The organism is Streptomyces sp. NPDC053673, assembly GCF_055585225.1.
In genome coordinates this window covers 375709-402335 of the sequence record NZ_JBVJKN010000005.1, presented here as the reverse complement: position 1 = coordinate 402335, position 26627 = coordinate 375709, and the positions used below count along the sequence as shown (strand labels likewise).

Here is a 26627-nt window from a genome sequence, read left to right as displayed (position 1 = left end):
GAAGGGCTACGGGGGACATTGGCGACTGACGACAACGCAGCTGGGGGTCCCCCCAGGCGAAGCTCTGGGGGAGTGCGTGCCAGGGCACGCGAGCCCGGCAAGATCCGAACGACAGGCCCTAGTCGGCGCAGACGTGGCGGTCGCGCGCCGGGTCGTACAAGTGACTGTCCCGGAACTGCGACGCCGCCAGCGTCCGGCCGACGATGATCACCGCCGTCTTCGTGATGCCCGCAGCCTTCGTCTGGGACGCGATGTCGTCCAGCGTGCCCCGCAGCACCACCTCGTCAGGGCGGCTGGCCATGGCGACGACAGCGGCCGGGCAGTCGGCGCCGTAGTGCGGAAGCAGCTCGGCGACGACGCGGTCGACGTAACGCGCCGCCAGGTGGAGGACCAGGAGCGCGCCGCTGCGGCCGAGGGTCGCCAGGTCCTCGCCCTCCGGCATGGGGGTGGCCTGCTGGGCGATGCGGGTGAGGATGACCGTCTGGCCGACCGTCGGGACGGTCAGTTCCCGCTTCAGCGCGGCCGCCGCCGCCGCGAACGCGGGCACACCCGGCACGACCTCGTACGGAATCCCCGCCGCGTCCAGCCGCCGCATCTGCTCCGCCACCGCGCTGAAGACCGACGGGTCGCCGGAGTGCAGCCGGGCGACGTCGTGGCCCTCCTCGTGGGCGCGGACGATCTCGGCGACGATCTGGTCCAGGTCGAGCCGGGCCGTGTCGACGAGGCGCGCGTCCGGCGGGCATTCGGCGAGCAGTTCGCGCGGGACGAGGGAGCCCGCGTACAGGCAGACCCGGCACGACGCGAGCGTCCGCGCACCCCGCACGGTGATCAGGTCGGCCGCGCCGGGGCCCGCGCCGATGAAGTGGACGGTCATGAGGCTTCTCCTGGAGGGGATTTGGTGACGGACCACTGGGTGACGGGCATCGCCTGGCGCCAGCCGGTGAAGCCGCCCACCGGGACGGCGTGCGCCACCGCGAGCCGCACGAGCTCGCCCCCGTGGCGCCGGTACCGGTCGGCCAGCAGCGACTCGGACTCCAGGGTCACGGTGTTGGCGACGAACCGGCCCCCGGCCGGCAAGGCAGCCCAGCAGGTGTCCAGCAGTCCCGGCGTGGTGAGCCCGCCGCCGATGAACACCGCGTCGGGGACGGGGAGTCCGGCGAGCCCCGACGGCGCGGCAGCGGTCACGACGCGCAGGCCGGGCACCCCGAGCGTCTCCGCGTTGCGGGCGATGCGTTCGGCCCGCACCGGGTCCCGCTCCACCGTGATCGCCCGGCACGACCGGTGCGCCCGCATCCACTCGATCGCGATCGCCCCGGAGCCGCCGCCGATGTCCCACAGCAGTTCACCGGGCGCCGGCGCGAGCGCGGCCAGGGTCGCGGCACGCACGTGGCGCTTGGTGAGCTGGCCGTCGTTCTCGTACGCCTCGTCCGGAAGGCCGGGCACGGCGGGGAGCCGCAGCGCGCCGGGCGACCGTACGCACTCGACGGCGACGAGGTTGAGGGGGTCGCCGGGGGCGTGCGCCCACCCGTCCGCGGTGCCGGTGACGTGGCGCTCCCGTACGGACCCCAGCTGTTCCAGTACGTGCATCCGGCTCGGCCCGTAGCCCCGCTCCCGCAGCAGCTCCGCCACCTCGCCCGGCGTGTCCGCCCCCGCGCTCAGCACCAGCACTCGCCGCCCGTCGTGCAGCGCCGCCGCGAGCGAGCCGAGGGACCGGCCGACCAGGGTCACGGTCTCGGTGTCCTCCAGCGGCCAGCCGAGGCGGGCGCAGGCGTACGACACGGACGACGGGTGGGGCAGTACGTGCAGGGCGTCCGCGCCGAGCTCCTCCGCGAGCGCGCGGCCGATCCCGTAGAACATGGGGTCGCCGCTGGCGAGGACGGCCACGCGACGCCCGGCGTGCGCGGCGAGCAGCCCCTGCACGGCGGGCCGCAGCGGCGAGGGCCAGGTCACGCGCTCGCCCGGGCACTCGGCCGACGGCAGCAGGTCCAGCTGGCGCGCCCCGCCGATGATCGCGTCGGCGGCGCGCAGGGTGGCGCGGGAGGCGTCGGGGAGCCCGGCCCAGCCGTCGGCGCCGATCCCGACGACCCCAACGACGGAGACGGCGGAGACGGCCGGGTCGGTCGCGTCGGTCGGGTCGGTCGGGTCGGTCGGGCGGGGATCGGAGCTCACGGACCGGAACTCTACTGGGGCCCCTCGCACCCGGACCGGGGCGGGCCGATCACTTCTGGGCGTGCTCGCCCACGTAGAACAGCAGCCAGATGAAGCCCGCGAAGAGATGCGTCGCGAACACGTACACGAAGACGCGCAGGGCGACGCCGCGCTCCTTCCAGCGCTCGCTCTCGCTCATCCAGGGCTCCTCGGGCGGTCACGGGGTCACGGGTACGTCGCTCCAGAGTACGGGTGGAATAGAACCGCGGTGGCCTTCGTTCGACGTGATAGTTTAAGATTCAACCACATGAGAGCTGGAGGCGAGCGCGATGCAGTTCGGGATCTTCACCGTCGGTGACGTGACCACCGATCCGACCAACGGCCGCACCCCGACCGAGCACGAGCGGATCAAGGCGACGGTCGCGATCGCGCTGAAGGCCGAGGAGGTCGGACTGGACGTCTTCGCGACCGGTGAGCACCACAACCCGCCGTTCGTGCCGTCGTCCCCCACGACCCTGCTGGGGCACATCGCGGCGCGGACCGAGAACCTGATCCTGTCCACGTCCACGACGCTGATCACCACCAACGACCCGGTGAAGATCGCCGAGGACTACGCATACCTCCAGCACCTCGCCGACGGCCGCGTCGACCTGATGATGGGCCGCGGCAACACCGGACCGGTCTACCCCTGGTTCGGCCAGGACATCCGCCAGGGCATCCCGCTCGCCATCGAGAACTACGCCCTTCTCCACAAGTTGTGGAGGGAGGACGTCGTCGACTGGGAAGGCAAGTTCCGCACACCCCTGCAGGGCTTCACCGCCACGCCCCGGCCGCTGGACGGCGTCCCGCCGTTCGTCTGGCACGGCTCGATCCGCTCCCCGGAGATCGCCGAACAAGCCGCCTACTACGGTGACGGCTTCTTCCACAACAACATCTTCTGGCCGATGGAGCACACCAGGCGAATGGTCGAGCTGTACCGCAAGCGGTACGCGCACTACGGGCACGGCACCCCCGACCAGGCCATCGTCGGCCTCGGCGGACAGGTGTTCATGCGGAAGAACTCCCAGGACGCGGTACGCGAGTTCCGCCCCTACTTCGACAACGCACCCGTCTACGGACACGGCCCGTCGCTGGAGGACTTCACCGAGCAGACGCCGCTGACCGTCGGCTCGCCGCAGGAAGTCATCGAGCGGACCCTGACCTTCCGTGAGGCCGTCGGCGACTACCAGCGCCAGCTGTTCCTGATGGACCACGCGGGCCTTCCGCTGCAGACGGTCCTGGAGCAGCTCGACATCCTCGGCGAGGAGGTCGTCCCGGTGCTGCGCAAGGAGTTCGCGAACCTGCGGCCCGCCGGGGTCCCGGACGCACCCGTCCACCCGGCCGTCGCCGCCCGCCGCACCGCCGACAAGGAGGCCTGACCATGGAGCAGTTGAAGCTCGTCGCCGTATCGGCAGGGCTGAGCAGCCCCTCGTCGACCCGGCTGCTGGCCGACCGGCTGGCGGAGGCGGTGCGCGACGAACTCGCCGAGCAGGACCGCAAGGTGGAGGTCGAGGTCGTCGAACTGCGCGACCTGGCCGTCGCCATCGCCAACAACCTGGTGACGGGCTTCCCGCCGCCCGCGCTCGGCACCGCGATCGACGCGGTGTCGGACGCGGACGGGATGATCGCCGTGACGCCGGTCTTCACGGCCTCGTACAGCGGTCTGTTCAAGTCCTTCTTCGACCTGATCGACCCGCAGGCCCTGACCGGAAAGCCCGTGCTGATCGCGGCGACCGGCGGCACCGCCCGCCACTCGCTCGTCCTCGACCACGCCCTGCGGCCGCTCTTCGCGTACCTGCGGGCGCTGGTCGTCCCGACCGCCGTGTACGCGGCGTCGGAGGACTGGGGCTCGGGCGGCGACGAGTACACCGAGGGCCTGCCCGCACGCATCCGGCGCGCGGGCGGCGAGCTGGCCGGGCTGGTGGCGGCCCGGCCGGCGCGGGAAGCGGACGGCGCCGACGAAGTGACGGACTTCGAGCGCCAGCTCGCGGACCTCCGCTTCGACTGATCGCGAAGGGACCCCTGGGCACCATACGCTCCGACCCGTTCGACCGTCAGGGCCCGGCCCCGCACACGCGGGGCCGGGCCCTGCCGCACGCGGGGCCGGTTCTGAGGGCGCCGGCTCAGCTCACAGCTTCCTGGCTGCCGCGGTGGACAGCCGGTCGATGAGGAAGGCCGCGAGGTCGCGCCGAGCCGCGGTCTCGGCCTCCACCCGCGCCCAGTAGGCGCGGATGTCCCGGGCCGCCGCGTCCGCGTCCGTCGCGTACAGCTCGCAGACGGACCGGATACGGGCGAGCGGCATGCCGACGCGCCGCAGCCACGCCACCAGCCGGGCGCGCTCCAGCTGCGCCTGGTCGTAGTAGCGGTAGCCCGTGAACGGGTCGACGCGGGCCAGCGGCAGCAGGCCGAGTTCGTCGTAGCGCCGCAGGGTCTTCGCTGACAGCCGCGAGGCCCGTGCGAACGCTCCGATCGTCAGCAGGCCGCCCATCTCCGGTCCCCCGCTTTCTTCCTCGTGCCGGGCGCCTCGCCCGGTCCCGCCGATGCTGGGGCTTCCCCCGCGGGGAAGGTCAACAGGGGAAGGTCAGCAGCTCTGATCCACGAGGAGAACACGGCGGCGGCCCGTGGTCTCCCCCGTGCACCACAGACCGCCGCCCGTCCCTCCGTCTCCCCGTCCCTCCGTCTCCCCGTCACTCCACCGCCCGTCCCGTAGCTCAGGAACGCGACCGGCTTCGTCCGCCACTCGTCGTGCAAGGCCCTGTCCGGGCCGAGTCGGCGAGGCGCGGCCGCCGGATCGAATCCGGCGGCCGCGCCTCGCGAACCCCGAAGGGGCAGGGGGTCGGTCCTCGTGCACGTAGAAGCAGAAGGAGAAAGGCGTCAGTCCTCGTGCACGTAGAAGGTGTAGAACATCACGCAGAACGTCGCCGCCGCGATGATCACGGAGAGCACGATCGCGTTGAGGATGCTGTCGCCGGACAGGCTGTTCAGATAGCCGACGGCGGTGCCGACCAGGACCGCGTACGCCGCCGCGCGCAGTTCTCGCGGCAGGCGGTGCTGGTAGCGGCCGAGGGCGTAGCAGAGCCCTGCCAGCACCAGACAGGAGACGAGCCCGATCGCGAACTGTGCGCCGGCCGACTCTCCGGACGTACGGGCAATGAAGGACGTGTAGAGGCCGTAGAGGACGCCGAGTACGGCGGGGACCGCGACGCCGAGGGCACTCTGGTGCCGCGCCGGCACCGCCGCGTGTGCAGCCATGGCAGAGCTCCTTCCGCTCCATCCACTTATCCGGCACTTCTCCATCCACCAGCGGACACCCGCGCGGCCCACGCGGCAAGTGGATCAGGCGGCAGGGGCGCCCCGAGCAGCCGGGCGCACCGCGATCGCGTCGGTCTCGGAGATCATCCCGGGGCAGCGCGAGCGAGGCGACACCGCTCAGCGGCTGCGCCGGCAGCCGCTCGCCGTGCTCGAAGCAACAGCGGCCAGCCGCCTCAGGGCCCCCGCCAGCACCTCCTCCGGCGGCGACGCCAGGCCGACTCTGATCGCGTCCGGTGCCGTGTGCGCGCCGACCGCGAACGCCGAACCGGGCGTCACCGCGACCCCCGCCTCCGCCGCCGCGGCGACGAACGTCTCCGCGCGCCAGCGCGTGGGCAGCCGCCACCAGCAGTAGTACGCACGCGGGTCGGTGCTGATGTCGAAGCCGTCCAGCACCTCCCGGACCAGCCGGTGCCGCGCCGCCGCATCGGCCCGCTTGGCCTCGACCACCGCACGTACGACACCGCCCTCGCTCCACCGCACCGCAGCCGCCAGGCTGAACCCGGCCACGGTCCACGCGCCGGAGCGCAGGGCCTGCGCCACCGCCTCCCGATGCGCGGCGGGCGGGACGAGGTAGCCCACGGTCAGCCCGGGCGCGAGCCTCTTGGAGAGGCTGTCCACCAGCAGCGTCCGCTCGGGGGCGTGCGCGGCGAGCGGCGCCGGGGCATCGGGCGCGAGGAACGCCCAGGTGGTGTCCTCGATCGCGGTGAGCCCCAACTCGTCGAGCACCGCCGCCAGATGGGCCCGCCGTGCCTCGCCCGCCGTCACGGCCAGCGGATTGTGCAGGGTCGGCTGTACGTACACGGCGGCGAGCGGCGCCGAGCGGTGGGCCGCGGCCAGCGCGTCCGGCCGTAGCCCCTCCTCGTCCAGGGCGATCGGGACAAGGCTGACGCCCAGCCGCTCCGCGACCGTCTTGACCAGCGGATACGTCAGCGACTCGACGCCGAGCCGGCCGCCGGGCGGTACCAGCGAGGAGATCGCGCCCGCGATGGCCTGGCGTCCGTTGCCCGCGAAGAGGAGCCGGCCCGGGTCGGGGGACCAGCCGTTCCTGGCGAGCACGGCGGCCGCGGCGCGCCGTGCCCCGGGCGTGCCCTCCGGAGCGGTCGGCCGGGTCGCCTCGCCCAGCACGTCCGGGCGGGCCAGGGCCGCGAGCTCCCGTGCCATCAGCTCCGACTGCCCTGCCACGACCGGGTAGTTGAGCTCCAGGTTGACCGGAGCACCGCCGGTCGCCTCGGTGAGCGCGGACCCGGGCAGCGGGGGCGCCGCCCGGACGAACGTCCCGCGCCCCACCTCGCCCACGACCAGGCCGCGCCGCACCAGTTCGCCGTACACCCGGATCGCCGTCGAGGGCGCGATCCGGCGCCGGCGCGCGTACATCCGCTGTGGCGGCAGCCGGTCGCCGGGACGCAGCCGCCCCTCCGCGATGTGCGCCGCGATCTCGTCGGCGAGCCGTCTGAAGTCCTCCGCCACCCGTCCCTCTCCTCGTCCACCGCGCAGCTCCGCGACATTGCACCGAGAGCAAAGATCTTATTGCACCGAGAAGTTGGCGCTCCTAGCCTCAAGAACATGCCCTCCACACTCATCAACACCGGAGGCCGGGTCCTGACGACCGGCTACGAGGACACCAGCTACGAGGGCGAGGCGACCGGCCCCGCCCTGGTCCTCGTCCACGGCCACCCCTTCGACCGCACGATGTGGGCCCCGCAGCTCGCGGCCTTCTCCGCCACGCACCGGGTCATCGCCCCCGATCTGCGCGGCTACGGCGCCTCGTGCGTGGTCCCGGGCGTCACGCTGCTCTCCGACTTCGCCACCGACCTGGCCGCCCTCCTCGACCACCTCGGCGTCCACCGCTTCGTCCTCGGCGGCCTCTCCATGGGCGGACAGATCGCGATGGAGTGCTACCGCCTCTTCCCGGAACGCATCACCGGGCTCGTACTCGCCGACACCTTCCCGGCCGCCGAGACCGCCGAGGGCAAGGCGCAGCGCAACGCCATGGCGGACCGGCTGCTTGCCGAGGGGATGCGCGGGTACGCGGACGAGGTACGGGACAGGATGGTCGCCCCGTACAACACCGAGGCCTCCGCGACGGTCCACCGCATGATGCTCGGCGCCCCGCCGGAGGGCGCGGCGGCCGCGCTGCGCGGCAGGGCCGAGCGCCCCGACTACCGCGAGCTGCTCACCGAGGTGACGGTCCCGGCGCTGGTGGTCGTGGGCCGCGACGACGCGTACACCCCGGTCGCGGATGCCGAGGCGATGCACGCGGCGATCCCCGACTCGACGCTGTGCGTCATCGAGGGCGCGGCCCACATGCCGAATCTGGAGCGGCCCGACGCATTCGACGCGGCGCTGCGGGCGTACCTCGAACGGCTCAATTGAAATATCCCATTCACACCGTTCAAACCATGCTGGTGCCATGAGCCAGAACACAGCACCGACAACATCCCGCGGCAGCGGAACCAGCAACGGCGACTGGGCGGCGGGCGGCGTGCTCTTTGCCGGCGTCCTGATGATGGTCACCGGCGTGATCAGCATCTTCGAGGGAATCGCCGGTATCGCCCAGGACGAGGTCTACACGCGGATCGGGGGCTATGTCTTCGCCTGGGACCTCACCGCCTGGGGCTGGGTCCATCTGATCCTCGGCATCATCGTCGCTGTCACCGGCCTGGGGATCCTCAAGAACATGCAGTGGTCCCGGTACGCAGGTGTGTTCCTGGCGTCGCTGAACATCGTCGTCCAGTTCCTCTTCCTGCCCTACCAGCCGGTGTGGGCGATCTTCTCGATGGCCATCTCGGTGTTCATCATCTGGGCACTGGTGGCCACCGAGTCCCGTCCCGAACTCTGACCGGCGGCACTAGTCCCCGTTCGCCAGCAGGTCGAATTCCTGCGCGTCGTGGGACGAGAAGACCCGGACCAGACGCGGATGGGCCCGGCGCAGCGCCGTCAGACGTTCCAGCTGGTCCAGCCGCTGTTCGTGGTCGTCCGCGACCAGGCGCTGGTGGAGCGCGAGCGGGCGTGGGCAGCGCGGGCGGCGGAGGTCGATCTCGCCGTGGAAGAAGTACGCGTCGCCCGCGTGCAGCAGCCAGCGGTCCGGCTGCTGGACGGCGACCGCGCTGTGGCCGCGGGTGTGGCCCGGCATCGGTACGAGGAGGATGTCGGGGGAGCGCAGCACCCGCGACGCGGGGAAGCCCAGCCAGTCCGAGTCCGCGGTGTCATGGACGAACCATTCGGCGCCGTGTGCCCATTGGGCGGGCAGATAGCGGTTCATTTCGAGGCGGGTGTCCCGGCGCATCGCCGCGCGGTACTCGTCGGCCATCACGTGCACGCGCGCGTGCGGGAAGTCGGCGAGGCCGCCCGCGTGGTCCATGTCGAGGTGGGTGAGGACGATGTCCCGTACGTCGTAGGGGTCGTACCCCAGCGCCCGGATCTGGTGCACCGCCGTACGCGACAGATCGAGCATCGGCCGCATGGTGTGCCGGAACATCGCGCCGAGCCGCCGCGGATCGGAGACGTCCGCGGCGCCCAGCCCGGTGTCGACGAGGACGAGCCCGCTGCCGGTCACGACGAGCAGGCAGTGCGCGACGAGCGGGGCGCCGACGAGGGGGCGCATGGGGGCGCAGTCCAGGTGGTGGATGGTGGTGGCGGAGCGTCGCTGGGGAGTGGGGATGGTACGCACAGACATCTGCGCCTCCTGCTCACAGGGGGATACCCGGCGCAAGGCGGCCGGGCTGGGAGAGGATGGTGGCCGTGCTGAGTGGATGTGCGAGCGGACCAGTTGCTCGTGGCTCCGGTCCAGGAAGGCGGCCGTGCGGACGGTCTCGTCGTGTGAGATCGCTCCGTCCGTCATATCACCCTGCCTCCACAGCAGTTGCGCCACTTACACCGTAAGTACGAGACAGGAGGGAAGCACTTACGCTGTAAGTCGTCAAGCGTTACCGCACGTAGCCACCCGAATGAGGAGCCGTCACTCATGGCCCAGCGATCGCGACGTGAACTCCCCGGCCCCCGCGAGCCATTGACACGGGACCGGATCGTCGGGGCGGCACTGGTGATCATCGACGAGGTCGGCGTCGACGGACTCTCGATGCGGCGTATCGCGGCCCGCCTCGGGGTCCAGGCGATGTCCCTCTACAACCACGTGCGGAGCAAGGACGACATTCTCGACGGGGTCACCGACTTCATCACCACGGAGATGAACATGCCGCGCCGGATGACGGGCGGCTGGGAGGACGGCATCCGCTCGATCGCGTACGCCTTCCGACAGGCGTCGCTGCGCCACCCGCGCGCGTGCGAACTGGTCCTCATGCGCCAGCTGTCCACGCCGACGGCGCTCGCGCCGGTCGACACGATGCTCGCGATGATGCTCGACCACGGCTTCGACGAGGAGACCGCGGTCCACTCGCTACGGCTGTTCATCTCCTTCCAAGTCGGCTCGCTGCTCAGGGCCGTTCACGGCTCGGAGGCGCTGACCGACCACAGCAATAGTGACGGCGACGGCAACGGCAACGGCAACGGCAACGGCGGTACGGCAGCGAGGGAAGCCGCCCGTACCGCGTACTTCGCCGGCTCGGGCTTCCCGGCGGTGGCGAAGGTCGCGCCGATCCTCGCCGTGAACGACCACGAGGCGGAGTTCTCGTTCGGCGTCGAGCTGCTGATCGCGGCGCTGCGCGAACTCGCCCCGACGGGCGCCCGGGACTGACCCGGCACCGACCCGGCGCGAGACCGGCCTGCGCGAAACCGGACCCGGGGCACGCCACCACCCGGCGTTCGGCCGAGTGGCCGAACGCGGGGTGGTGGCGCAGGCTGGTGCTTATGAGAACGGGCCATGACATACGGAACCCCGGTATACGGAACGCTCTCCTGGCCGCCGTCACCGCCGCGGTGGTCGTGGCAGGGGCAACCGGCTGCTCGGACACCGGCGAGACGCCCGAGTCGGTCGCCTCCAAGGCCAGCGAGGCCGTCGCGTCGGCCACCGGAAAGGTGGGCGAGATCGTCGAGTCCGCGTCGGCCGCGGCGTCCTCGGCGGCATCCCGGATGGCGGAGATCAAGGGCGGTCTCGACGCCAAGGCCGATGTGAAGGTGGGTGCCACGAAGCACGACGGCAACCGTATCGCCACGGAGATCACCGCGACCAACAGCTCCAGCGAGACCGCGGACTACACGGTCCTGGTCAACTGGAAGGACGCCGACGGCAACGTCCTCGACGCCACCGTCGTCTCGATCGACGAGGTACCAGTAGGCGGTGCGGAGTCGGCCACGGCGCACAGCAACCGCGACCTGTCCGGGACACCGACGGCGGAAATCGCCCAGGCACTGCGGCACTGAGCCGTAAGAACTCGCGGGCCAGGGCCCGTGGGACCGGCCGCGCGCCGCGCTGGGCGAGAAGGGCTGACGCCGGACGCGTGAAGACGCCATCTGCCGGTCCCGAGGGTCCGGCGGGGCGCCCATGAGTTCGAGCCCCACCGTTCCTTCACCGAAGGGGACCGCCGAACTCTTTCCGCTCCCCGGCCGTTTCCCGGTCATGGAGCCCGACCGCCCTCCCCTCCCCGGCGCCGCCTTCGAGCCCGGGGCCGTCGTCCCGCCGCCCCCCGGGCTGCCACGGTGCTCGCCCTGGCGGACCGGGGCCGCGTGGATCGCGGGCGTGCTGCTCGGCGGGGTGTCCGTGGTCGTCGGCTGCCGGGTCGCGGGCGTGGACGGGTACACGCCTGTGCCGCAGTTGCTCGCGTTCCTGCCGTGGCTGCTCGTGCCCGCCGGACCGGGGCTTCTGCTCGCCGCTGCCGCCCGGCGCCGGGTGCTCCTCGTCTGGGCCCTGGTCCTCCTCGCCGTGACCGGCTGGTACGCGCGGCCGTACGGGCCCGAGCCAGAACCGCCGCGTGGACCGGCCGTCGCCCGGCTCGAAGTGCTCACCGCCAACGTGGAGTTCGGGCACGCCACGCCCGACCTGATCGCGGCGGTCCGGCGCGAGAAACCGGACCTGGTCTTCGTCCAGGAGTGCGACCGGACGTGCAGCGACGCCCTCGCGGCCGGGATCCCGCGGGCCGACTACCCGTACCGGCAGGTCGTGGCGGGCGACTTCGCGTCCGGCTCCGCGATCCTCTCCGTACACCCGCTCGAAGCAACCGCCGGGATCCCGAGCGAGCTGGCGATGCCGGGCGCCGAGGCGCGGATCGGCGGCCGGAAGGTCCGGGTGCAGCTCGCCCACCCGCTGCCGCCCGTCCCCGGCGGGCTGGGGCCCTGGCGCGAGGAGCTCGGCCGGGTGCGGGCGTGGGCCGCCGATGGCGAGGGAGCACCGACGATCCTCGCAGGGGACTTCAACGCCTCCCAGGACCACGCCGCCTTCCGCCGCGTCCTCGATGCCGGCGGTCTGTACGACAGCGCCCGCCTCGCCGGGGCGTTCCGGACCCCGTCCTGGCCCGCCACCGTGCCCCGACCGCTGGGCGCCCAGATCGACCATGTGCTGGTGAGCGATGATTTCGAGGTACGTGATGCTCGGTTCCTCGACTTCTCCGGCACCGACCACCGTGCCCTGATCGTCGAACTCGCACTGCACAGTGGGTGACCATGGCGGACCGTATACGGCTGGCACCGCCGGCCTGGCTGGTGGCGGGGCTGCGTCCGCAGCCCGCGCCCATCCCCTGGGCCGCGGTCGTCCGCGCCTCCATCGCCCTCGCCGCCCCGCTCGCCGTCGGGTTCGCCGTCGACCAGCCGGTGTACGGGGCGCTGGTGTCGATGGGTGCCCTGTCCGGCGTCATCAGCGACACCGCCGACGCCTACCGGATGCGGATCTTCAACATCGCCGTCCCGCAGGTCTTCGGCGCCCTCGGCGTCACGCTCGGCACGCTCGTGTACGGCGAGGGCTGGGTCGCGGTCGGTGTTCTCACCCTCGTCGCGCTCGTCTCCGGGATGATCTCGTCGATCGGCGCGGTCGCCTCCGTGTCCGGGCTGCTGCTTCTGCTCAACGCGGTCGTCGGGGCCGGGCTGCCGATGCCCAGCCCCTGGTGGAAGGCCCCGCTCCTGCTCGGCCTCGGCGGCGTCTTCGTCCTCGTCCTGTCGCTGCTCGGCTGGCCGCTGCGCGGCGGCGTGCCCGAGCGGTCGGCGGTGGCCGGCACGTACCGTGCGGTCGCCGATCTCCTCGCGGCGGCGGGCAGCGACGCGTACGACGAGCGCCGGCAGGCCGTCACCCAGTCCCTGAACACCTCCTACGACCTGGTCCTGGCCCGCCGTGCCCACGACCACGGCCGCAATCCGTCCCTCGTACGGCTGCTGGCCCAGCTCAACGTCGTCATTCCGCTCGTCGAGGCCGCCCCCGCCGCCCATCAGCAGGGCCGCCCGCTGCCCGACGCGATCCCGGCGGCGGTGCGGGCACTCGCGGACGCCGTCGAGGAGGGCCGCACGGGCACGCCCCAACTCGAACTGCCGCACCCGGACACCCCTGCCGGGCTGGCCGTCGACCAAGCCCTGCGGCATGCGGCGACGGTCGTCCACAAGGCCGACGCCGATCCCTACAACGTGGACGACCGCCTCGGCCGCCCCGCCGCCCTGCGCATCCGGACCCGCCGCACGGCCCGCGATGTGCTGCTCTCCGAGGCGTCCTGGCGGTACGGGCTGCGGCTCGCGCTCTGCATCGGCATCGCGCAGGCGCTGGTCTCACTGGTCGCCGTGGACCGTTCGTACTGGGTCGCGCTCACCGTCACCTTCGTCCTCAAGCCGGACTTCGGCTCGGTCTTCTCACGGGCCGTGCTGCGTGCGCTGGGCACGGCGGCGGGGCTGGTGGTCGCCATGGCGGTGCTGGCGGAGGTGCCGCGCGGCTGGTGGTACGTGCCGGTGATGGTGGTGCTGGCGGCGCTGATCCCGGCGTTCTCGGTGAAGGGATACGCGTTCCAGACGGCGGCGATCACTCCCGTCATCCTGCTCCTGTCCGACCTGCTCAACCGCCAGGGCATCGGGCTGATCAGACCGCGCCTGGTCGACAGCCTGATCGGCTGCGCGATCGCGCTGATCGCGGGCTATCTGCTGTGGCCGGAGAGCTGGCGAAGCAGGATCGGGGACCGGCTCGCGGACTCCGTCGAGCACGCGGCGCACTATGTGGAGCTGGCCTTCGGCGCGGACGCCGACCAGGGCGAGCGGGTACGGTCCCGGCGCCGGCTGTACCGGGACCTGTCGACCGTGCGTTCGGAGTTCCAGCGGGCCCTCACCGAGCCGCCGCCGACGGGCACGCGGGCCGCCGCGTGGTGGCCGCTCGTCGTCGCCGTCGAGCGGATCGCGGACGCGACGACCGCGGCCCGGGTCCGCGTCGACCACGGCGCGGCGCCGCCCGCGCCGGACGAGGTCGCCGCGGTCGTGGGCCAGCTGCACGGGCTCGCGGACGGCATCCGCTCCAGCGAAGAGCTCGTCGAGGTCCGCGCGCATCTGAAGGGCGACGAGCAGAGCGTCCTCGCACCGCTGCGCCACGAAGTCACGGCGGCCCGCGCGATCACGTCGCCCCGTCGCTGACCCCCACCGGGGCCGCACCCGGCCGAGAACCGCCGACGGGGACTTCTCGCCGAACGGCTGCCCACTGCCGTCGGAATCGCCGAATCAGACCACCAACAGCCACCTGGGTGATCCCCGTGTCAGGGAGTCATGACCCGGGTCAAGTGATCATTCGAACTGCGGTCCGACAGGACCGACTCCGGACAGACGAACCTGCGGTAATCGTGCGCTCGAGTGCCCTTCCGGCTCGGCAGCGTACCGGAGCCCGTTGGGGGCGGCCCGGAGTCCGGGGCCCGGGCTCCGGGCGCTGCGGACGCTCCGGGCGCTGCGGACTCCCGGGGTTCAGGCGCCCCGCCCGTGCAGCCGGTCCAGATCCCGCCGCTCACGCTTCGTCGGGCGGCCCGTACCGCGGTCGCGTACACCCATCGGGGCCAGGAACTCGCGCGGCGGGGGCGGCGGGCTGTTGTCCACGTAGCACTGCACGGCCGCGGGCGCGCCTACGCGCTTGCGGATGATGCGGGAGACGACCACGAGCCGCTCCCGGCCCGCGTGGAACAGCCGCACCTCGTCGCCGGCCTTCAGCGCATGGGCCGGCTTGACGCGCTCCCCGTTCACCCGGACATGCCCGCCCCGGCAGGCCGTCGCCGCCTGCGAGCGGGTCTTGGTGAGCCGCACGGACCAGATCCAGCTGTCGACCCGTACGGTCCCTTCCGCCGTCCCCACGGTCCCTTCGCCATCCGTCATACCACCGAGGGTACGGGGGGCGACTACGATGCGCTCCGTCCCGCCGTTGCGGAGTCATCCATTCAGCGCGGCCGACGATCACTGATCCATCGCCACATGCCCTGCCACACAAGGACATTCGATGAGCAGCAACTCCGGCAGAGGGCTTCAGCCCAATGTCCTCGGTACGTTCGACACGATCGTGATGGCGGTTGCCGGCAGCGCCCCCGCGTACTCGCTCGCCGCGACCACCGCCGTCCTGGTCGGCGCCGTCGGCCTGGGCAGCCCCGCCGCGCTGCTGTACTGCGCGATACCCATGCTCGGCATCGTCCTGGCCTTCAGCCGCCTCGGCCGGATCGACGTCAACGCCGGGGCGAGCTACTCCTGGGTGGGCCGCACCCTCCACCCCTTTCTGGGCTTCCTCTCCGGCTGGGCCCTGGTCGTCTCCGCGACGATCTTCATGGTGGCGGGTTCCCTGCCGGCCGGGGCCATGACCCTCGCCCTCTTCGACGCGGATCTCGCCACGAACACCGCGCTCGCCACGACCGTCGGCGCCTGCTGGTTCGTGGTGATGCTGCTGGTGGTCCTCGGCGGCGCGCGGCTGACCGTACGGGCACAGCTGTTGATGTCCGGGGTCGAGGTGCTGGTCCTCGTGCTCTTCCTGCTCGCCGCCCTTCTGCACAAGGGCTCCGCAGTCGCCTTCGACTGGTCGTGGCTGGGCTTCTCGCACTTCGACGGGGCGTCCGGATTCGCCTCGGGCGCGCTGATCGCCGCCTTCTACTACTGGGGCTGGGACGTCACCAGCAATCTCAGCGAGGAGACCCGTAACAGCCGCAGGACCGCCGGCCTCGCCGCCCTCGTCGGCGTCGGCGTCGTCTTCCTCCTCTTCGAGGCGTTCACGATCGCCGTCAACGTCATCCTCACCTCCGAGCAGATCCAGGCGGGCAGCGGAAACGTCCTCGGCGTGCTCGGCGACGCGATCTGGCCCGGCGTCGGCGGAAAGCTGCTGATCATCGCGGTGATGCTGTCGACCGTCGCCACCCTGGAGACCACCCTCATCCAGGTCACGCGCTCGCTCTTCGCCATGGGCCGGGACCGTACGATGCCGGCCGCGCTCGGCACGGTGCACCGGCGCTGGAACACGCCGTGGGTGGCGATCGCCGTGGTCGGCGCGGTCGCCCTCGTGATGTTCGTGGCGGCGACCGCCCTCGGCACGGTAGGCGACATCCTCTCCGACGCGGTCAGCGCGATCTCGCTGCAGATCGCGGTCTACTACGGACTGGCGGGGATCGCGGCGGTCGTCGCGTACCGCAAGATGCTGCTGACGTCCGTACAGAACTTCCTGCTCGGCGGGCTGTGGCCGTCCCTCGGCGCCGTCTTCATGTTCTGGATCTTCTTCGAGTCGCTCGGCGAGCTGAGCACGGCCTCGATCGCGATCGGCCTCGGCGGGCTGGCCGTCGGCGTGGTGCCGATGCTCTGGTACTGGCGGCGGGGAAGTGCGTACTACCGGCCCGCGAAGCTCGACGCGGCCCGGGCGATCGAGGCGGAGGAGCCGTACGACGGTTCCTCCTCCGCACGGCGGGACAGTGCCCGCGATGCCATGGCCACCGACTTCTGACGTGTGACTCCGACGTGTGACTCCGATGCGTGAACTGACATGTGACTCTGCCGTGTGAACTGACGTGTGACTTCTGACTGACTCTGACTTGTGACCGCAGAAAGCAGGCAGACATGGCCGCTCGCCGCCGCTTCGAGCTGGACTTCGACCCGGACTTCGGCGACCGCGCGCTCACGGAGACCCGCCACGACATCGTGATCGGGCGCTGGCAGGGCGTACGGGATCTGCTGCACGCCACCGGCCAGGACTGGCCGCGCCGCACCCACCGGCTGCGGCAGCTCTCGCACGCCGCGGCGGGTTCGTCGGTGGTCGAGGCGTGGCGGGCGGCCGAACCCGACAACCCGGACGCGGCCGTGCTGCGCGCCGCGACCGAGGTGGTCCGGGTCTTCGACCGGGCCATCGCCGCGGGCCGGGGAGCCGTCGTCGACCGCGACCGGATCGACGTGGCGGTGATGGCCTGCATCGGCGCGGCGGAGGCGGCGCCCGCCGACCCGATGCCGTGGGTGTCGCTGCTGACGGTGGCCCGGCTGTACGAGGGCGGCGTCGCGCGGCGCAAACTGCGCGGGTGGTGGGACGAGTTGCGGCGCCGTGACCCGGGCAACATCGAGGGCCATGTGCAGCTGCTGCGCTACTGGTCGGCGCGATGGCACGGCACGCACGGCGCGATGTACGACTTCGCGCGCGACGCGGCGGGTGCGGCGCCGCCCGGCTCCCCCCTGCCGGTGCTCGTACAGATCGCGCGGGTGGAGGAGTTCCGGTACGTCGCCGAGGGCTCCCGGGGCCGGGCCCCGGTCCGCGACTTCGGCCAGCACTGGAAGCACGAGCTGGCGGTGACGGAGGTGCGGCGTACCTGGGAGCGGTGGATCGGCGGACGGGAGAACGGTCCTGTCCTCCCGGAGGAGATCGCCGAGCTCAACTATCTTGCCCACGCGGCCTGTTACGCGGGGGAAACGGAGATCGCCCGCAGGCTGTTCACGATGCTGGGGGCGCGGGCGGCGCGTGTGCCCTGGTCGTACACGGGAGACCCGGCGGAGCAGTTCATACGTTTCCGCAAGGCGGCGGGCCTGGGGTGAACGCCTGACTGCGGGCCCCTGCCTGCGGGACCGGGCTCTCCCTGCGGGGCTGGGCCTTGCCTGCGGGCCGACCCCTCCCTGCGGGTCCGGCGGGAGCTGCCGGACCCGCAGGGGTCACCGGAGTCAGACGCCGATGTCGCGGCCGTCCGTGCGGTAGACGGCGACGACGGACGGGCGCACGATCTTGCCCGGGCCGTCGGGCCACACGGACGCGGGCTTCTCGACAGTGGCGCCGTCGATCTCACCCGGGTGCTGGACGGCGACGATCACCCGGCGGTCCTGGATGATCGGACCGCAGGTCTCGGCGCCCTTGGGGACGGTGAGGAACTGCTTCAGCTCACCGCGCCGCTCGCCCTGCGTGGCGACACCGAACAGGCCGTCGTGCGAGCCGAGCTGGTTGCCGTCGGTGGAGATCCACAGGTTGCCGTGCGGGTCGAAGGCCACGTTGTCCGGGCAGGAGATAGGACTGACCTTGTCCTTCGGGTAGCCCGCGAAGTACGTCGCCGAGTCGGCCGGGTCGCCCGCGACGAGGAACAGCCGCCAGGCGAAGCCGTCGCTCGTCGGGTCGTCCCAGTGCTCGGCGAGCTCCAGGATGTGGCCGTGCTTGTTGAGGTTGCGCGGGTTGGCCTCGTCGGCGGGAGCCTTGCCGGCAGCGCCACGGTCCTTGTTGTTCGTCAGCGCGACGTAGACACGACCGGTGCGGGGGCTCGGCTCGACGTCCTCGGGGCGGTCCATCTTGGTGGCGCCGACCTTGTCACCGGCGAGGCGGGTGAAGACGTACACCTCCTCGGCGGTCATGCCCGGGACGTGCGAGACATCGCCGGTGGCCAGCGGGATCCACACGCCGGTGCCGTCGAACTCGCCGTCGTTCGGGAGCTTGCCGGTGCCGTCGATCTCGCCGGGGGAGTCGCCGGTGAGCTTGGCGACGTAGAGGGTGCCCTCGTCGAGGAGGGTGAGGTTGTGCTCGTGGGCGGCCCGCGAATTGCCCTTCTTCATCCGCTTCGACGAGACGAACTTGTAGAAGTAGTCGAAGCGCTCGTCGTCGCCCATGTAGACGACCGGGCGGCCGTCGCGGGTCAGACGCGGCTGCGCGGCCTCGTGCTTGAAGCGGCCCAGCGCGGTGCGCTTGCGGGGCGTGGAGTCGGGGTCGTACGGGTCGAGCTCGACGACCCAGCCGAAGCGGTGCGACTCGTTGGGCTCCTGCGCCACGTCGAAGCGCTTGTCGAAACGCTCCCACTTGCGCTCGGAGGCGCCGCTGCCGATGCCGTAGCGCTTGTCGGTGGCGCTGGAGCCGTTGGCGAAGTACTGGTTGAAGTTCTCCTCGCCGTGGAGCGTGGTGCCCCAGGGGGTGGTGCCGCCGGCGCAGTTGTTGAGCGTGCCGAGGACCTTGGTGCCGGTCGGGTCGGCGGAGGTCTTCAGCAGGGCGCTGCCCGCGGCCGGGCCGGTGAGCCGGAACTCGCTCGTGGCCGTCAGGCGGCGGTTGAGGTGGTGCCGGGTGACGGGCGTGAGCTTGCCGCTCTTGCGCTCCTCCTGCACCACGACGACGGAGAGGCCGTGCGCGGCCCAGGCGATCTCGGCCTGCTCGCGGGTCGGGTTGGCCGCGTCGTAACCCGTGAACATCAGGACTTCGTCCGTGTACTCGTGGTTGGCCACGAGGACCTGGCGGCCGTGCTCACGCAGGGGCAGCAGGGAGAGGAAGTCGTTGTTGTAGCCGAACTGGCCGGCCTGCGCCTTGGCGGTCTGGTTGTCGGCGTCGAAGGCGGGGGCGCCGCGGAGGATGGGCTCGCCCCAGCGGATCACGACGTTCTGGGTGTAGCCGGTGGGAACGGTCACCTGGTCGGCGGTGTTGGGGGCGACCGGGGTGAAGCGGAGGCCGCGGGCACCGCTGCCGGTGCTGCCGTGGCGAGTGCCGGTCGCGGCGGCGGCCGTCGCGGCCTGCGCGGACGGGGCGCTCTGCGTGACGACGGCGCCGCCGGCGGCGGTGGCGACGGTCACGACGGCGGCGGCGCGCATCATCGAACGCCGGGAGAGGGCACCGGCGATGATGTCGCCGGCGTACTCGTTGTCGCTGGTGTTCGGCACTTCATGGAAACAGGCGTCACCACAGCGGTAACGGCACGTGAGAGCGGACCGGCCGCCCGCGTGGTTCGAGCTCAGGAGCGGCAGCAGTTTGCGCACTTCTTCCCCCATCTCCCCTTCGGCGCACCCCGCGCCGACATCGTGTCGGAATATGTCCGGCCGTGACGCTAGGGGCACACGTGTGCAGTGCGGAGGCGGTGAAGTGAACGGGGGATGAATGCCCGGCGACCGAGGTGGTCCTTACGCCGGAGGGCCTTGCGATGGTGCGGAACGGGCGGCGGCTAACCTTACGTGTCCGCCCTGGCCCACGGTTGCGGCGTTGCCGCCCTTGGACCGGACATTGTTGGACAATGAGCGCACCCAATTCACGCGAAAGGCCTCGCCCATGGGCATTCGGAGCTTGCTGCGCAAGGTGTTTGGACGCGAGCGTACGGAGTCGTCGTCGGCCCCGACCACTACGACTACGGCCCCCGCCTCCGTCCCGCCCCAGGCCGAGGCACCCACCACAACACCCTCTTCCTCGGAGGCGGCTCACGCGGCCGAGCTGGTGGCGGCGGCCTTCGACAACCCCAAGCCGTCCCGCCCGACGATCCCGTCGGCCCGCACGACGGACGACGCGCCACAGGAGCCCACGGCCTCGGTACCGGCGCCGCAGACCGACAGCGAGCCGGCGTCCGCGCCCGCCGTTGCCGACGCGCCGGACGCTGCCGAGGCCGCGGCGGCCGCCGACCTGCCGTCCACGGACGAGACCACCGCCGAGGCGCCCGCCGAGCCGGAGCCCGCACAGGCGGAAGCCGACGCTGTTGAGGACACCGTCCAGCCGACGGAGGCACCGTCGAGCGACGACGCTCCGCAGCCCGAGACCACCATGTCCGACGAGGCGCCCGCCGCGAGCGACACCGCCGAGGACGCGGTCGAGGCGGTCGAGCCCGCCGCGGAGGAAGAAACCCCCGCCGCGCAGACGGTCGCCACGAGCGACACCACCGACGAAGGGGTCGAGCCCGCCGCAGACGACACCGCAGGCGACACCGCCGACCGGCCGGCCGCTGAAGCCACCATCCCCGCCCAGGCAAAGCCCGCCGACACCACCGCGACGCCGGAGCAGGTGGCCGCCGCGGAGGAAGAAGCCCCCGCCGCGCAGGTGCCCGCCGCGAGCGACACCGACGATGAGGCGGGCGAGGTGGTCGAGGCGGTCGAGCCCGCCGCAGAGGAAGAAACCCCTGCCGCGCAGGTGCCCGCCGCCGTGGAGGAGGCGCCCGCCACGAGCGCCGAGACCGACGAGGCCCCGACCGTGCCCGCCGACGAGCCGGCGGAGCCGGTCGCCGCAGCGGCCACAGACACCGCCACGGCGACGCCGGACGACACCACCGTCCCCGGCCCCGCAGAAACCACGCCCGCCGCGAGCGACACCGCCGACGCCCCCCAGGCGGAGGCCGAGGCCGTACCCACCGCACCCACCGCACCCGCCGCACCCGCCGCACCCGCCGCACCCGCGGTGAGCGACACCGCAGGCGACACCGCCGGAAAGCCCGCCCACTCCCTCGCCCGCGTCAAGGCTCGCGCCGCCGGGCTGGTCGGGGCGTACAAGGCGGCCGGGACCGCGCTGAAGGGCGCGGGTGCGGCCGGGGCCCGGGCACGGGTGTATCTCGTGCTGGACCGGTCCGGGTCGATGCGGCCCTACTACAAGGACGGCAGCGCCCAGCAGCTCGGTGAGCAGACGCTCGCACTCGCCGCGCACCTCGACGAGGCCGCGTCCGTGCACGTCGTGTTCTTCTCGACCGACATCGACGGGACCGGGGACCTCGGCCTCGACGACTACGAGGGCCGCGTGGACGAGCTGCACGCCGGGCTCGGACACATGGGGCGGACCAGCTACCACCGGGCCGTCGAGGAGGTCGTCGAGCACTTCGAGAAGTCCGGCTCCGAAGGCCCCGCCCTGGTCGTCTTCCAGACCGACGGCGCGCCGGATGCCAAGCAGCCGGCCAAGCAGGCCCTCGCCGACACCGCCGGAAAGCCGGTCTTCTGGCAGTTCGTGGCATTCGGCGAGTACGACGCCAAGGGCTTCGACTTCCTCCGGAAGCTCCAGGCCGACAACGCCGCCTTCTTCCACGCCGGCCCCGACCCCCGTGAGCTCACCGACGACGAGCTGTACGCGGGGCTTCTCGGCGCCTTCCCGGAGTGGCTGAACAGCCGCAACGGCTAGTGCCGCGACCGGCAATGTCTGCCCGTCGAGGAGCGACGTCCGGTGCGTGCCATCGCAAGGCGGCCGGAAGTCCTTGTAGCGGAGCTACCAGGGCTTTTGGCCAACGCAGCATGGCTGCGTGCCGGGCGGCGCGACAGGGCAAAGCTTGCCGGGAGGGGCACTAGACCCAACCAGGGTTCCCGCCAGGATCACTGTCAGGATCCCCGCCAGGGACGGCGGAGGGCAGGCTCACGCGCACCACGAGCCCGCCCTCCGCACCCGGCTCCGCCTCCACCGTCCCGCCGTGCGCCACGGCGATGGATCGCACGATGGACAGACCGAGCCCCGCCCCCGGCCCCATCCGGTCCCGCCCCTCCCCCCGCCGGAACGGCTCGAAAAGAGCGGGGACGTCCGCTGCGGCGATCACCGGCCCGGTGTTCGCGACCACGAGGTCACCCCCGCCCACCCGCACCTCCACGGCCCCGCCCGGCACGTTGTACGTCACCGCGTTCGCCACGAGGTTCCGCACCAGCTGGGCCAGCAGCAGCCGGTTCCCGCGGACCACGTCACCCCGCGAGGCCAGGACGGCGACCCCGTACCGCTCGCACTCCTCCCCGGCGACCTCCGCGAGGTCGACGTCCTCCTTCTTCTCCAGACCCCGCTCGCTGCGCGCCAGCACCAGCAGCCCCTCGATCAGCCGCTCACTGCGCCGGTTGCTGTCCAGCAGCACCCGCTTCACCGCGGCCAGTTCCTCCGCCGACGCGGACTCGTCCAGACCCACCTGGATCGCCGCGCGCTGCGTCGCGAGCGGTGTCCGCAGCTCGTGCGACGCGTTCGCGACGAACCTCCGCTGGCTGTCGAACGCCGTCTCCAGCCGCGCCAGCAGCGCGTCGATCGTGTCGCCGAGCTCCTTCAGCTCGTCGTCGGGACCACGCACCGCGATCCTCCCCCAGGCTCCGCCCGGGGGGACCCCCACCAGCGTGTGCTCCGACAGCCGCCGCGCCTTCGCGGTCATCTCGTGTACGGGACGCAGGACGCGCCCCGCCATCCACCACCCGACGAACACCGCGCACGCCGCCGTCGCCAGCAGCGCGAACGACGACCACATCAGCATCTGCTGCGAGGCCGCGTCGGACACGTTGTCGGTCAGCCGGTACACGGTGACCGGTTCCAGCACCCGTGTCTCCCGCAGGGCGATCGCCGCCGCCTCGTCCCGCGTACCGGCCCGCGACAGCAGGTTCACGATCGCGAGCAGGCACGCTCCGAGGACCAGGAAGACCGCGCCGTAGACCATCGCGATCCGCGTCCGGATCGTGGAGCCGGGCCCCAGATACGAACCGGCGCCGGGGTACGAGGTCACAGCACGTACCCCACACCCTGCACCGTGCGGATCAACCTGGGCTCCCCCAGCTTCCCCCGCAGCTTGCTCATGCACACCCGCACCGCCCCCGTGAACGGGTCCGTGTGCGCGTCCCACGCCCGCTCCAGCAGTTCCTCCGCCGACACCGTCGCCCCGTCCGCCTCCAGGAGGATCTGCAGCACGGAGAACTCCTTCGGGGAGAGGTCCAGCTCCCGCCCGTCGCGCTCCGCCGTCCTGCGCACACTGTCGAGCCGCACCCCGCACCGCTCCAGCAGCGGCGGCACCGGCGGCCGGGCGCTGCGCCGCCGCAGCGCCCGCACCCGCGACACCAGCTCGGGGAACTCGAACGGCTTGGCCAGATAGTCGTCGGCCCCGAGATCGAGCCCCTCGACCCGGTCCTCCGTCGACGCGGCCGCCGTCAGCATCAGGATCCGGGTCCGGGACGCGCCGGCGACCAGTGAACGCGCCACCTCGTCCCCGTGCACCCGCGGCAGATCGCGGTCGAGGACGACGACGTCGTAGTCGTGCAGCCCCAGATACGCGAGCGCGGCGTCGCCGCTGTACACGGTGTCGACGGCGAAGCCGGCCCGCCGCAGCCCGGTGGCGACCAGTTCCGCCAGTGTCTCTTCGTCCTCGGCGACCAGTACCCGCATGCCGTGTTTCTACAGCAGCGGACGTTTCGGAAACGTCTCCGCCGGGTGGGCGCCCGTTATAGGTGTGAGTCGATCTTCCGGCGGCCGTTAGGATTTCGACCATGGCGGCCACTGGATCCGAGAAGCAGGGGACGAAGGCGTTTTACGTCTCGACCCCCATTTACTACGTCAACGACGCTCCTCACCTGGGCCACGCCTACACGACCGTCGCAGGCGACGTGCTCACGCGCTGGCACCGTCAGCGCGGCGAGAAGGTGTGGTACCTCACCGGCACGGACGAGCACGGTCAGAAGGTCATGCGCACCGCGGAGGCGAACGGCGTCACCCCGCAGGAGTGGTGCGACAAGCTCGTGGAGGAGGCCTGGAAGCCCCTCTGGGAGCACCTGGAGATCGCGAACGACGACTTCATCCGTACGACGGAGAAGCGGCACACCGACCGCGTCCAGGAGTTCGTGCAGGACCTGTACGACAAGGGCGAGATCTACAAGGGCGGGTACGAGGGCCCGTACTGCGTGGGCTGTGAGGAGTACAAGCTCCCCGGCGACCTGCTGGACGGCGAGGGCGAGTACGCCGGGCAGAAGCTGTGCCCCGTGCACAAGAAGCCGGTGGAGATCCTCAAGGAGGAGAACTACTTCTTCAAGCTCAGCGAGTACGGCCCGAAGCTGGTGGAGTTCTACGAGTCGAACCCCGGCTTCATCCAGCCCGAGTCCGCCCGCAACGAGGTCGTGAACTTCGTGAAGCAGGGCCTGCAGGACCTGTCGATCTCCCGGTCGACCTTCGACTGGGGCATCAAGGTGCCGTGGGACGAGAAGCACATCATCTACGTGTGGATCGACGCCCTGCTGAACTACGCGACGGCGGTCGGCTACAACGAGAACCCGGCGAAGTTCGAGGAGACCTTCCCGGCGAACGTGCACCTGATCGGCAAGGACATCCTCCGCTTCCACGCGATCATCTGGCCCGCCATGCTGATGGCGCAGGGCCTGCCGGTGCCCGGCAGGGTCGCGGCCAACGGCTGGCTGATGGTCGGCGGCGAGAAGATGTCGAAGTCGAACCTGACGGGCATCAAGCCGCAGGACCTGACCTCGCACTTCGGCGTGGACGCGTACCGCTGGTACTTCCTGCGCGCGATCGCGTTCGGCCAGGACGGCTCGTTCTCGTGGGAGGACTTCACCGCCCGCTACACGAGCGAGCTCGCCAACGACTACGGCAACCTGGCGTCGCGCGTCGCCGCGATGGTCGGCAAGTACTTCGGCGGTGCGCTGCCGGAGGCGACGGCGGCCGGCGAGGCGGAGAAGGCGGTCCAGGAGGGCCTGGCGAAGGCCGTGGCCGAGGCGGACCGGAGGATCGGCGAGGAGCTGGACTTCCAGGGCGGCATCCTGGCGATCTTCGACTTCGTGAAGCAGGTCAACGGCTACATCACGGAGCAGGAGCCGTGGAAGGTCGCCAAGGACGAATCGGAGGAGGGCAGGGCCCGCCTCGCGACCATCCTGTACACGGCGGCCGAGTCCCTGCGGGCCGTGGCGGTCCTGCTGAACCCGGTCATGCCGGACACCTCGCAGCAGCTGTGGGACTCGCTGGGTGCACAGGCGACGCTGGGCGCCCTGGCGGACCAGCGCGTCCAGGACGCGGCGGACTGGGGCCGGCTCCCGGCCGGCTCGACGGTGACAAAGGGCGCGGTGCTGTTCCCGCGCCTGGAGGAGCCGAAGAAGGACTGAGGCTCCGGCGCAGGAACATGCGGGGGTTCGGGGGTCGCCCCCCGAAAGATGCAGCCCGCGCCTGGAGGAGCCGAAGAAGGACCGAGGCTCCGGCGCAGGAACATGCGGGGGTTCGGGGGTCGCCCCCGGAAAGATGCAGCCCGCGCCTGGAGGAGCCGAAGAAGGACCGAGGCTTCGGCGGAGCCGAAGAAGGACCGAGGCCGCGTGACGCGCCCGCGGACGTGGCCGGAGGGGCCCGGAACCGTACGGTTCCGGGCCCCTCGTCGTCGCTGTCGTCGCTCACCGCGACAGCGACGCCGCGTCCCCCATCACCACCACCGGCTGCTTGTCCGGGTCCAGCCACAGCAGCAGATCCCGCATCCGCTCCCGCGCGAGCGACACGCACGCCTGCGTGGGGCCCTTGTGGTCGACGTGGAGCCAGACCCCGCCACCCCGGTCCCAGCCCAGGGGACGCGGGTCGTCGTCGTAGAGCGGGGACGTACCCACCGTGCGGTTGTAGTTGATGGCGACGACGTAGTCGAAGGAGCCCTCCAGCGGCTCCCCCATGAAACCCGTGCCCTGGGCGTTGAACAGGGAGGTCTCGTGGTACGGGAGCCTCGTGCCCGGATCGGGCAGCCGGCCGCCCGCGTCGGTGAGCCCGAAGACCCCGATGGGCGAGCGGTTGTCCCCGGCCCAGTGCTCGTCGGTCCAGCCCTTGACGCCGTTGTGGGCCGGCCAGGAACCGGAGGCGGGCTTCCAGCCCTTCACCGGGTCGCGCTCGTACAGGACGGCCGCCGAGCGGCTGGAGTCCGCTGCTGCCCCGGTCACGACGACGGCCTGGTCGGTGTCGTCCGGGATGCGGTCGCGCGTCTTCGGGCCGAGGCCCGGGATCCGCGCGGGCGGCGCGTACTCCCGCACGGCCTTCCCCTTGGCGGTCTGCCCGCGGGGCGGGCCGGGGGCGGGAGCGGGGGGCGACGTCGCGGCGGGCGACGGCGCGGTGGGCTTCGCGCAGCCTCCCAGCAGCAGTCCGGCGGCCAGCAGTCCGACGGCCGTCCGTGCCGCCACTGCTCTGGTCAGTACGGTGCTCAGCACTCCGCGGTCCTCTCGTCGTCCGACACCGGCAGTACGTCACCGGTCCCTGCCCTCTCTTCCCGTTCGGGCGGACGGCCGACGGCGGACGCGGCGCGAACGACTCGTAAGGAGCACGAATTACGCGAGAACGCGCCCTGACAACGCGCCAGACGGCGCGTCGGACGACGCGCGGCACAGGAGAACCT

Annotated in this window: 23 protein-coding genes and 1 pseudogene; 12 read left to right on the top strand and 12 right to left on the bottom strand. The window is 71.9% G+C overall.

Annotated features, from left to right (window positions below):
* Positions 1 to 118: 118 nt before the first annotated feature.
* From cobM to ACZ6ZQ_RS11240, 3 genes are read right to left on the bottom strand one after another with little or no spacing between them, the layout of a single operon-like run.
* Positions 119 to 874: a precorrin-4 C(11)-methyltransferase gene (gene cobM, locus ACZ6ZQ_RS11250; protein ID WP_469768258.1), complete on the bottom strand. Its 756-nt coding sequence runs from the start codon at positions 872 to 874 to the stop codon at positions 119 to 121.
* Complete coding sequence (cbiE, locus tag ACZ6ZQ_RS11245) at positions 871 to 2169, bottom strand: precorrin-6y C5,15-methyltransferase (decarboxylating) subunit CbiE (protein WP_469768257.1); 1299 nt, start codon at positions 2167 to 2169, stop codon at positions 871 to 873. Before cbiE ends, cobM begins: the two co-directional genes overlap by 4 nt.
* A 49-nt stretch (positions 2170 to 2218) precedes the next feature.
* Positions 2219 to 2347, bottom strand: a complete 129-nt coding sequence (locus tag ACZ6ZQ_RS11240) for a DUF6126 family protein (RefSeq protein ID WP_450726849.1) — start codon at positions 2345 to 2347, stop codon at positions 2219 to 2221.
* A 130-nt stretch (positions 2348 to 2477) separates the two neighbouring features.
* Between ACZ6ZQ_RS11240 and ACZ6ZQ_RS11235 the strand changes: the two genes are divergently transcribed.
* Both ACZ6ZQ_RS11235 and ACZ6ZQ_RS11230 read left to right on the top strand, forming a co-directional pair.
* Positions 2478 to 3566, top strand: a complete 1089-nt coding sequence (locus ACZ6ZQ_RS11235) for an LLM class flavin-dependent oxidoreductase (RefSeq protein ID WP_469768256.1) — start codon at positions 2478 to 2480, stop codon at positions 3564 to 3566.
* A 2-nt stretch (positions 3567 to 3568) separates the two neighbouring features.
* Positions 3569 to 4195: an FMN reductase gene (locus ACZ6ZQ_RS11230; protein WP_469768255.1), complete on the top strand. Its 627-nt coding sequence runs from the start codon at positions 3569 to 3571 to the stop codon at positions 4193 to 4195.
* 141 nt (positions 4196 to 4336) lie between these two features.
* Here the strand turns inward: ACZ6ZQ_RS11230 and ACZ6ZQ_RS11225 are convergent.
* The 3 genes and pseudogenes from ACZ6ZQ_RS11225 to ACZ6ZQ_RS11215 form a co-directional block, all read right to left on the bottom strand.
* Positions 4337 to 4675: pseudogene (locus ACZ6ZQ_RS11225) on the bottom strand (MerR family transcriptional regulator); the annotation flags it as partial.
* A gap of 386 nt (positions 4676 to 5061) precedes the next feature.
* Entirely contained in the window at positions 5062 to 5439 is a 378-nt protein-coding gene (locus ACZ6ZQ_RS11220; RefSeq protein WP_469768254.1) for a hypothetical protein, read from the bottom strand.
* A gap of 177 nt (positions 5440 to 5616) precedes the next feature.
* Positions 5617 to 6966: an aminotransferase-like domain-containing protein gene (locus ACZ6ZQ_RS11215; RefSeq protein ID WP_469768253.1), complete on the bottom strand. Its 1350-nt coding sequence runs from the start codon at positions 6964 to 6966 to the stop codon at positions 5617 to 5619.
* Between the two features lie 96 nt (positions 6967 to 7062).
* On the opposite strand from ACZ6ZQ_RS11215, the gene ACZ6ZQ_RS11210 reads away from it, so the two are divergent.
* Both ACZ6ZQ_RS11210 and ACZ6ZQ_RS11205 read left to right on the top strand, forming a co-directional pair.
* On the top strand, positions 7063 to 7872 hold the full coding sequence (locus ACZ6ZQ_RS11210) for an alpha/beta fold hydrolase (RefSeq protein WP_469768252.1): 810 nt from the start codon (positions 7063 to 7065) through the stop codon (positions 7870 to 7872).
* A gap of 37 nt (positions 7873 to 7909) precedes the next feature.
* Positions 7910 to 8338 carry a DUF7144 family membrane protein gene (locus ACZ6ZQ_RS11205; protein WP_469768251.1) on the top strand — a complete coding sequence of 143 codons (429 nt, stop codon included), beginning with the start codon at positions 7910 to 7912 and terminating at the stop codon, positions 8336 to 8338.
* A gap of 9 nt (positions 8339 to 8347) precedes the next feature.
* On the opposite strand, the gene ACZ6ZQ_RS11200 is transcribed toward ACZ6ZQ_RS11205, so the two are convergent.
* On the bottom strand, positions 8348 to 9175 hold the full coding sequence (locus tag ACZ6ZQ_RS11200) for an MBL fold metallo-hydrolase (protein WP_469768250.1): 828 nt from the start codon (positions 9173 to 9175) through the stop codon (positions 8348 to 8350).
* Between the two features lie 288 nt (positions 9176 to 9463).
* Here ACZ6ZQ_RS11200 and ACZ6ZQ_RS11195 point away from each other — a divergent pair, with 288 nt between their 5' ends.
* The 4 genes from ACZ6ZQ_RS11195 to ACZ6ZQ_RS11180 all read left to right on the top strand — a co-directional run bounded on the left by ACZ6ZQ_RS11195 (position 9464) and on the right by ACZ6ZQ_RS11180 (position 13986).
* The gene (locus ACZ6ZQ_RS11195; RefSeq protein ID WP_469768249.1) at positions 9464 to 10192 is read left to right on the top strand and encodes a TetR/AcrR family transcriptional regulator C-terminal domain-containing protein; all 729 of its coding nucleotides are present in this window, start codon (positions 9464 to 9466) and stop codon (positions 10190 to 10192) included.
* 113 nt (positions 10193 to 10305) lie between these two features.
* Positions 10306 to 10818, top strand: coding sequence for an FxLYD domain-containing protein (locus ACZ6ZQ_RS11190; RefSeq protein WP_469768248.1), 513 nt, complete (start codon positions 10306 to 10308; stop codon positions 10816 to 10818).
* A 196-nt stretch (positions 10819 to 11014) separates the two neighbouring features.
* A complete protein-coding gene (locus ACZ6ZQ_RS11185) occupies positions 11015 to 12052 on the top strand; it encodes an endonuclease/exonuclease/phosphatase family protein (RefSeq protein ID WP_469768281.1) in 1038 nt (345 codons plus the stop codon).
* A gap of 2 nt (positions 12053 to 12054) precedes the next feature.
* Complete coding sequence (locus ACZ6ZQ_RS11180) at positions 12055 to 13986, top strand: FUSC family protein (RefSeq protein WP_469768247.1); 1932 nt, start codon at positions 12055 to 12057, stop codon at positions 13984 to 13986.
* A gap of 321 nt (positions 13987 to 14307) precedes the next feature.
* Here ACZ6ZQ_RS11180 and ACZ6ZQ_RS11175 read toward each other — a convergent pair whose 3' ends face one another.
* Positions 14308 to 14709 carry an RNA-binding S4 domain-containing protein gene (locus tag ACZ6ZQ_RS11175; RefSeq protein WP_469768246.1) on the bottom strand — a complete coding sequence of 134 codons (402 nt, stop codon included), beginning with the start codon at positions 14707 to 14709 and terminating at the stop codon, positions 14308 to 14310.
* 121 nt (positions 14710 to 14830) lie between these two features.
* On the opposite strand from ACZ6ZQ_RS11175, the gene ACZ6ZQ_RS11170 reads away from it, so the two are divergent.
* Together ACZ6ZQ_RS11170 and ACZ6ZQ_RS11165 are read left to right on the top strand one after the other, a co-directional pair.
* Positions 14831 to 16306 carry an APC family permease gene (locus tag ACZ6ZQ_RS11170; RefSeq protein ID WP_469768245.1) on the top strand — a complete coding sequence of 492 codons (1476 nt, stop codon included), beginning with the start codon at positions 14831 to 14833 and terminating at the stop codon, positions 16304 to 16306.
* 113 nt (positions 16307 to 16419) lie between these two features.
* Positions 16420 to 17379 (top strand): hypothetical protein, encoded by a 960-nt coding sequence (locus ACZ6ZQ_RS11165; protein WP_469768244.1) that lies wholly within the window; start codon positions 16420 to 16422, stop codon positions 17377 to 17379.
* Between the two features lie 123 nt (positions 17380 to 17502).
* Here ACZ6ZQ_RS11165 and ACZ6ZQ_RS11160 read toward each other — a convergent pair whose 3' ends face one another.
* Entirely contained in the window at positions 17503 to 19557 is a 2055-nt protein-coding gene (locus ACZ6ZQ_RS11160; RefSeq protein ID WP_469768280.1) for a PhoX family protein, read from the bottom strand.
* Positions 19558 to 19843: 286 nt separating this feature from the next.
* Here ACZ6ZQ_RS11160 and ACZ6ZQ_RS11155 point away from each other — a divergent pair, with 286 nt between their 5' ends.
* Entirely contained in the window at positions 19844 to 21661 is a 1818-nt protein-coding gene (locus ACZ6ZQ_RS11155) for a VWA domain-containing protein (protein ID WP_469768243.1), read from the top strand.
* 160 nt (positions 21662 to 21821) lie between these two features.
* Here the strand turns inward: ACZ6ZQ_RS11155 and ACZ6ZQ_RS11150 are convergent, their stop codons facing one another.
* The gene (locus ACZ6ZQ_RS11150; RefSeq protein WP_469768279.1) at positions 21822 to 22934 is read right to left on the bottom strand and encodes a sensor histidine kinase; all 1113 of its coding nucleotides are present in this window, start codon (positions 22932 to 22934) and stop codon (positions 21822 to 21824) included.
* Positions 22935 to 22996: 62 nt separating this feature from the next.
* Positions 22997 to 23653 (bottom strand): response regulator transcription factor, encoded by a 657-nt coding sequence (locus ACZ6ZQ_RS11145; protein ID WP_469768242.1) that lies wholly within the window; start codon positions 23651 to 23653, stop codon positions 22997 to 22999.
* Positions 23654 to 23754: 101 nt separating this feature from the next.
* Between ACZ6ZQ_RS11145 and metG the strand changes: the two genes are divergently transcribed.
* A complete protein-coding gene (metG, locus tag ACZ6ZQ_RS11140; RefSeq protein WP_469768241.1) occupies positions 23755 to 25371 on the top strand; it encodes a methionine--tRNA ligase in 1617 nt (538 codons plus the stop codon).
* A gap of 279 nt (positions 25372 to 25650) precedes the next feature.
* On the opposite strand, the gene ACZ6ZQ_RS11135 is transcribed toward metG, so the two are convergent.
* On the bottom strand, positions 25651 to 26442 hold the full coding sequence (locus ACZ6ZQ_RS11135; RefSeq protein WP_469768240.1) for a hypothetical protein: 792 nt from the start codon (positions 26440 to 26442) through the stop codon (positions 25651 to 25653).
* Positions 26443 to 26627: the final 185 nt, after the last annotated feature.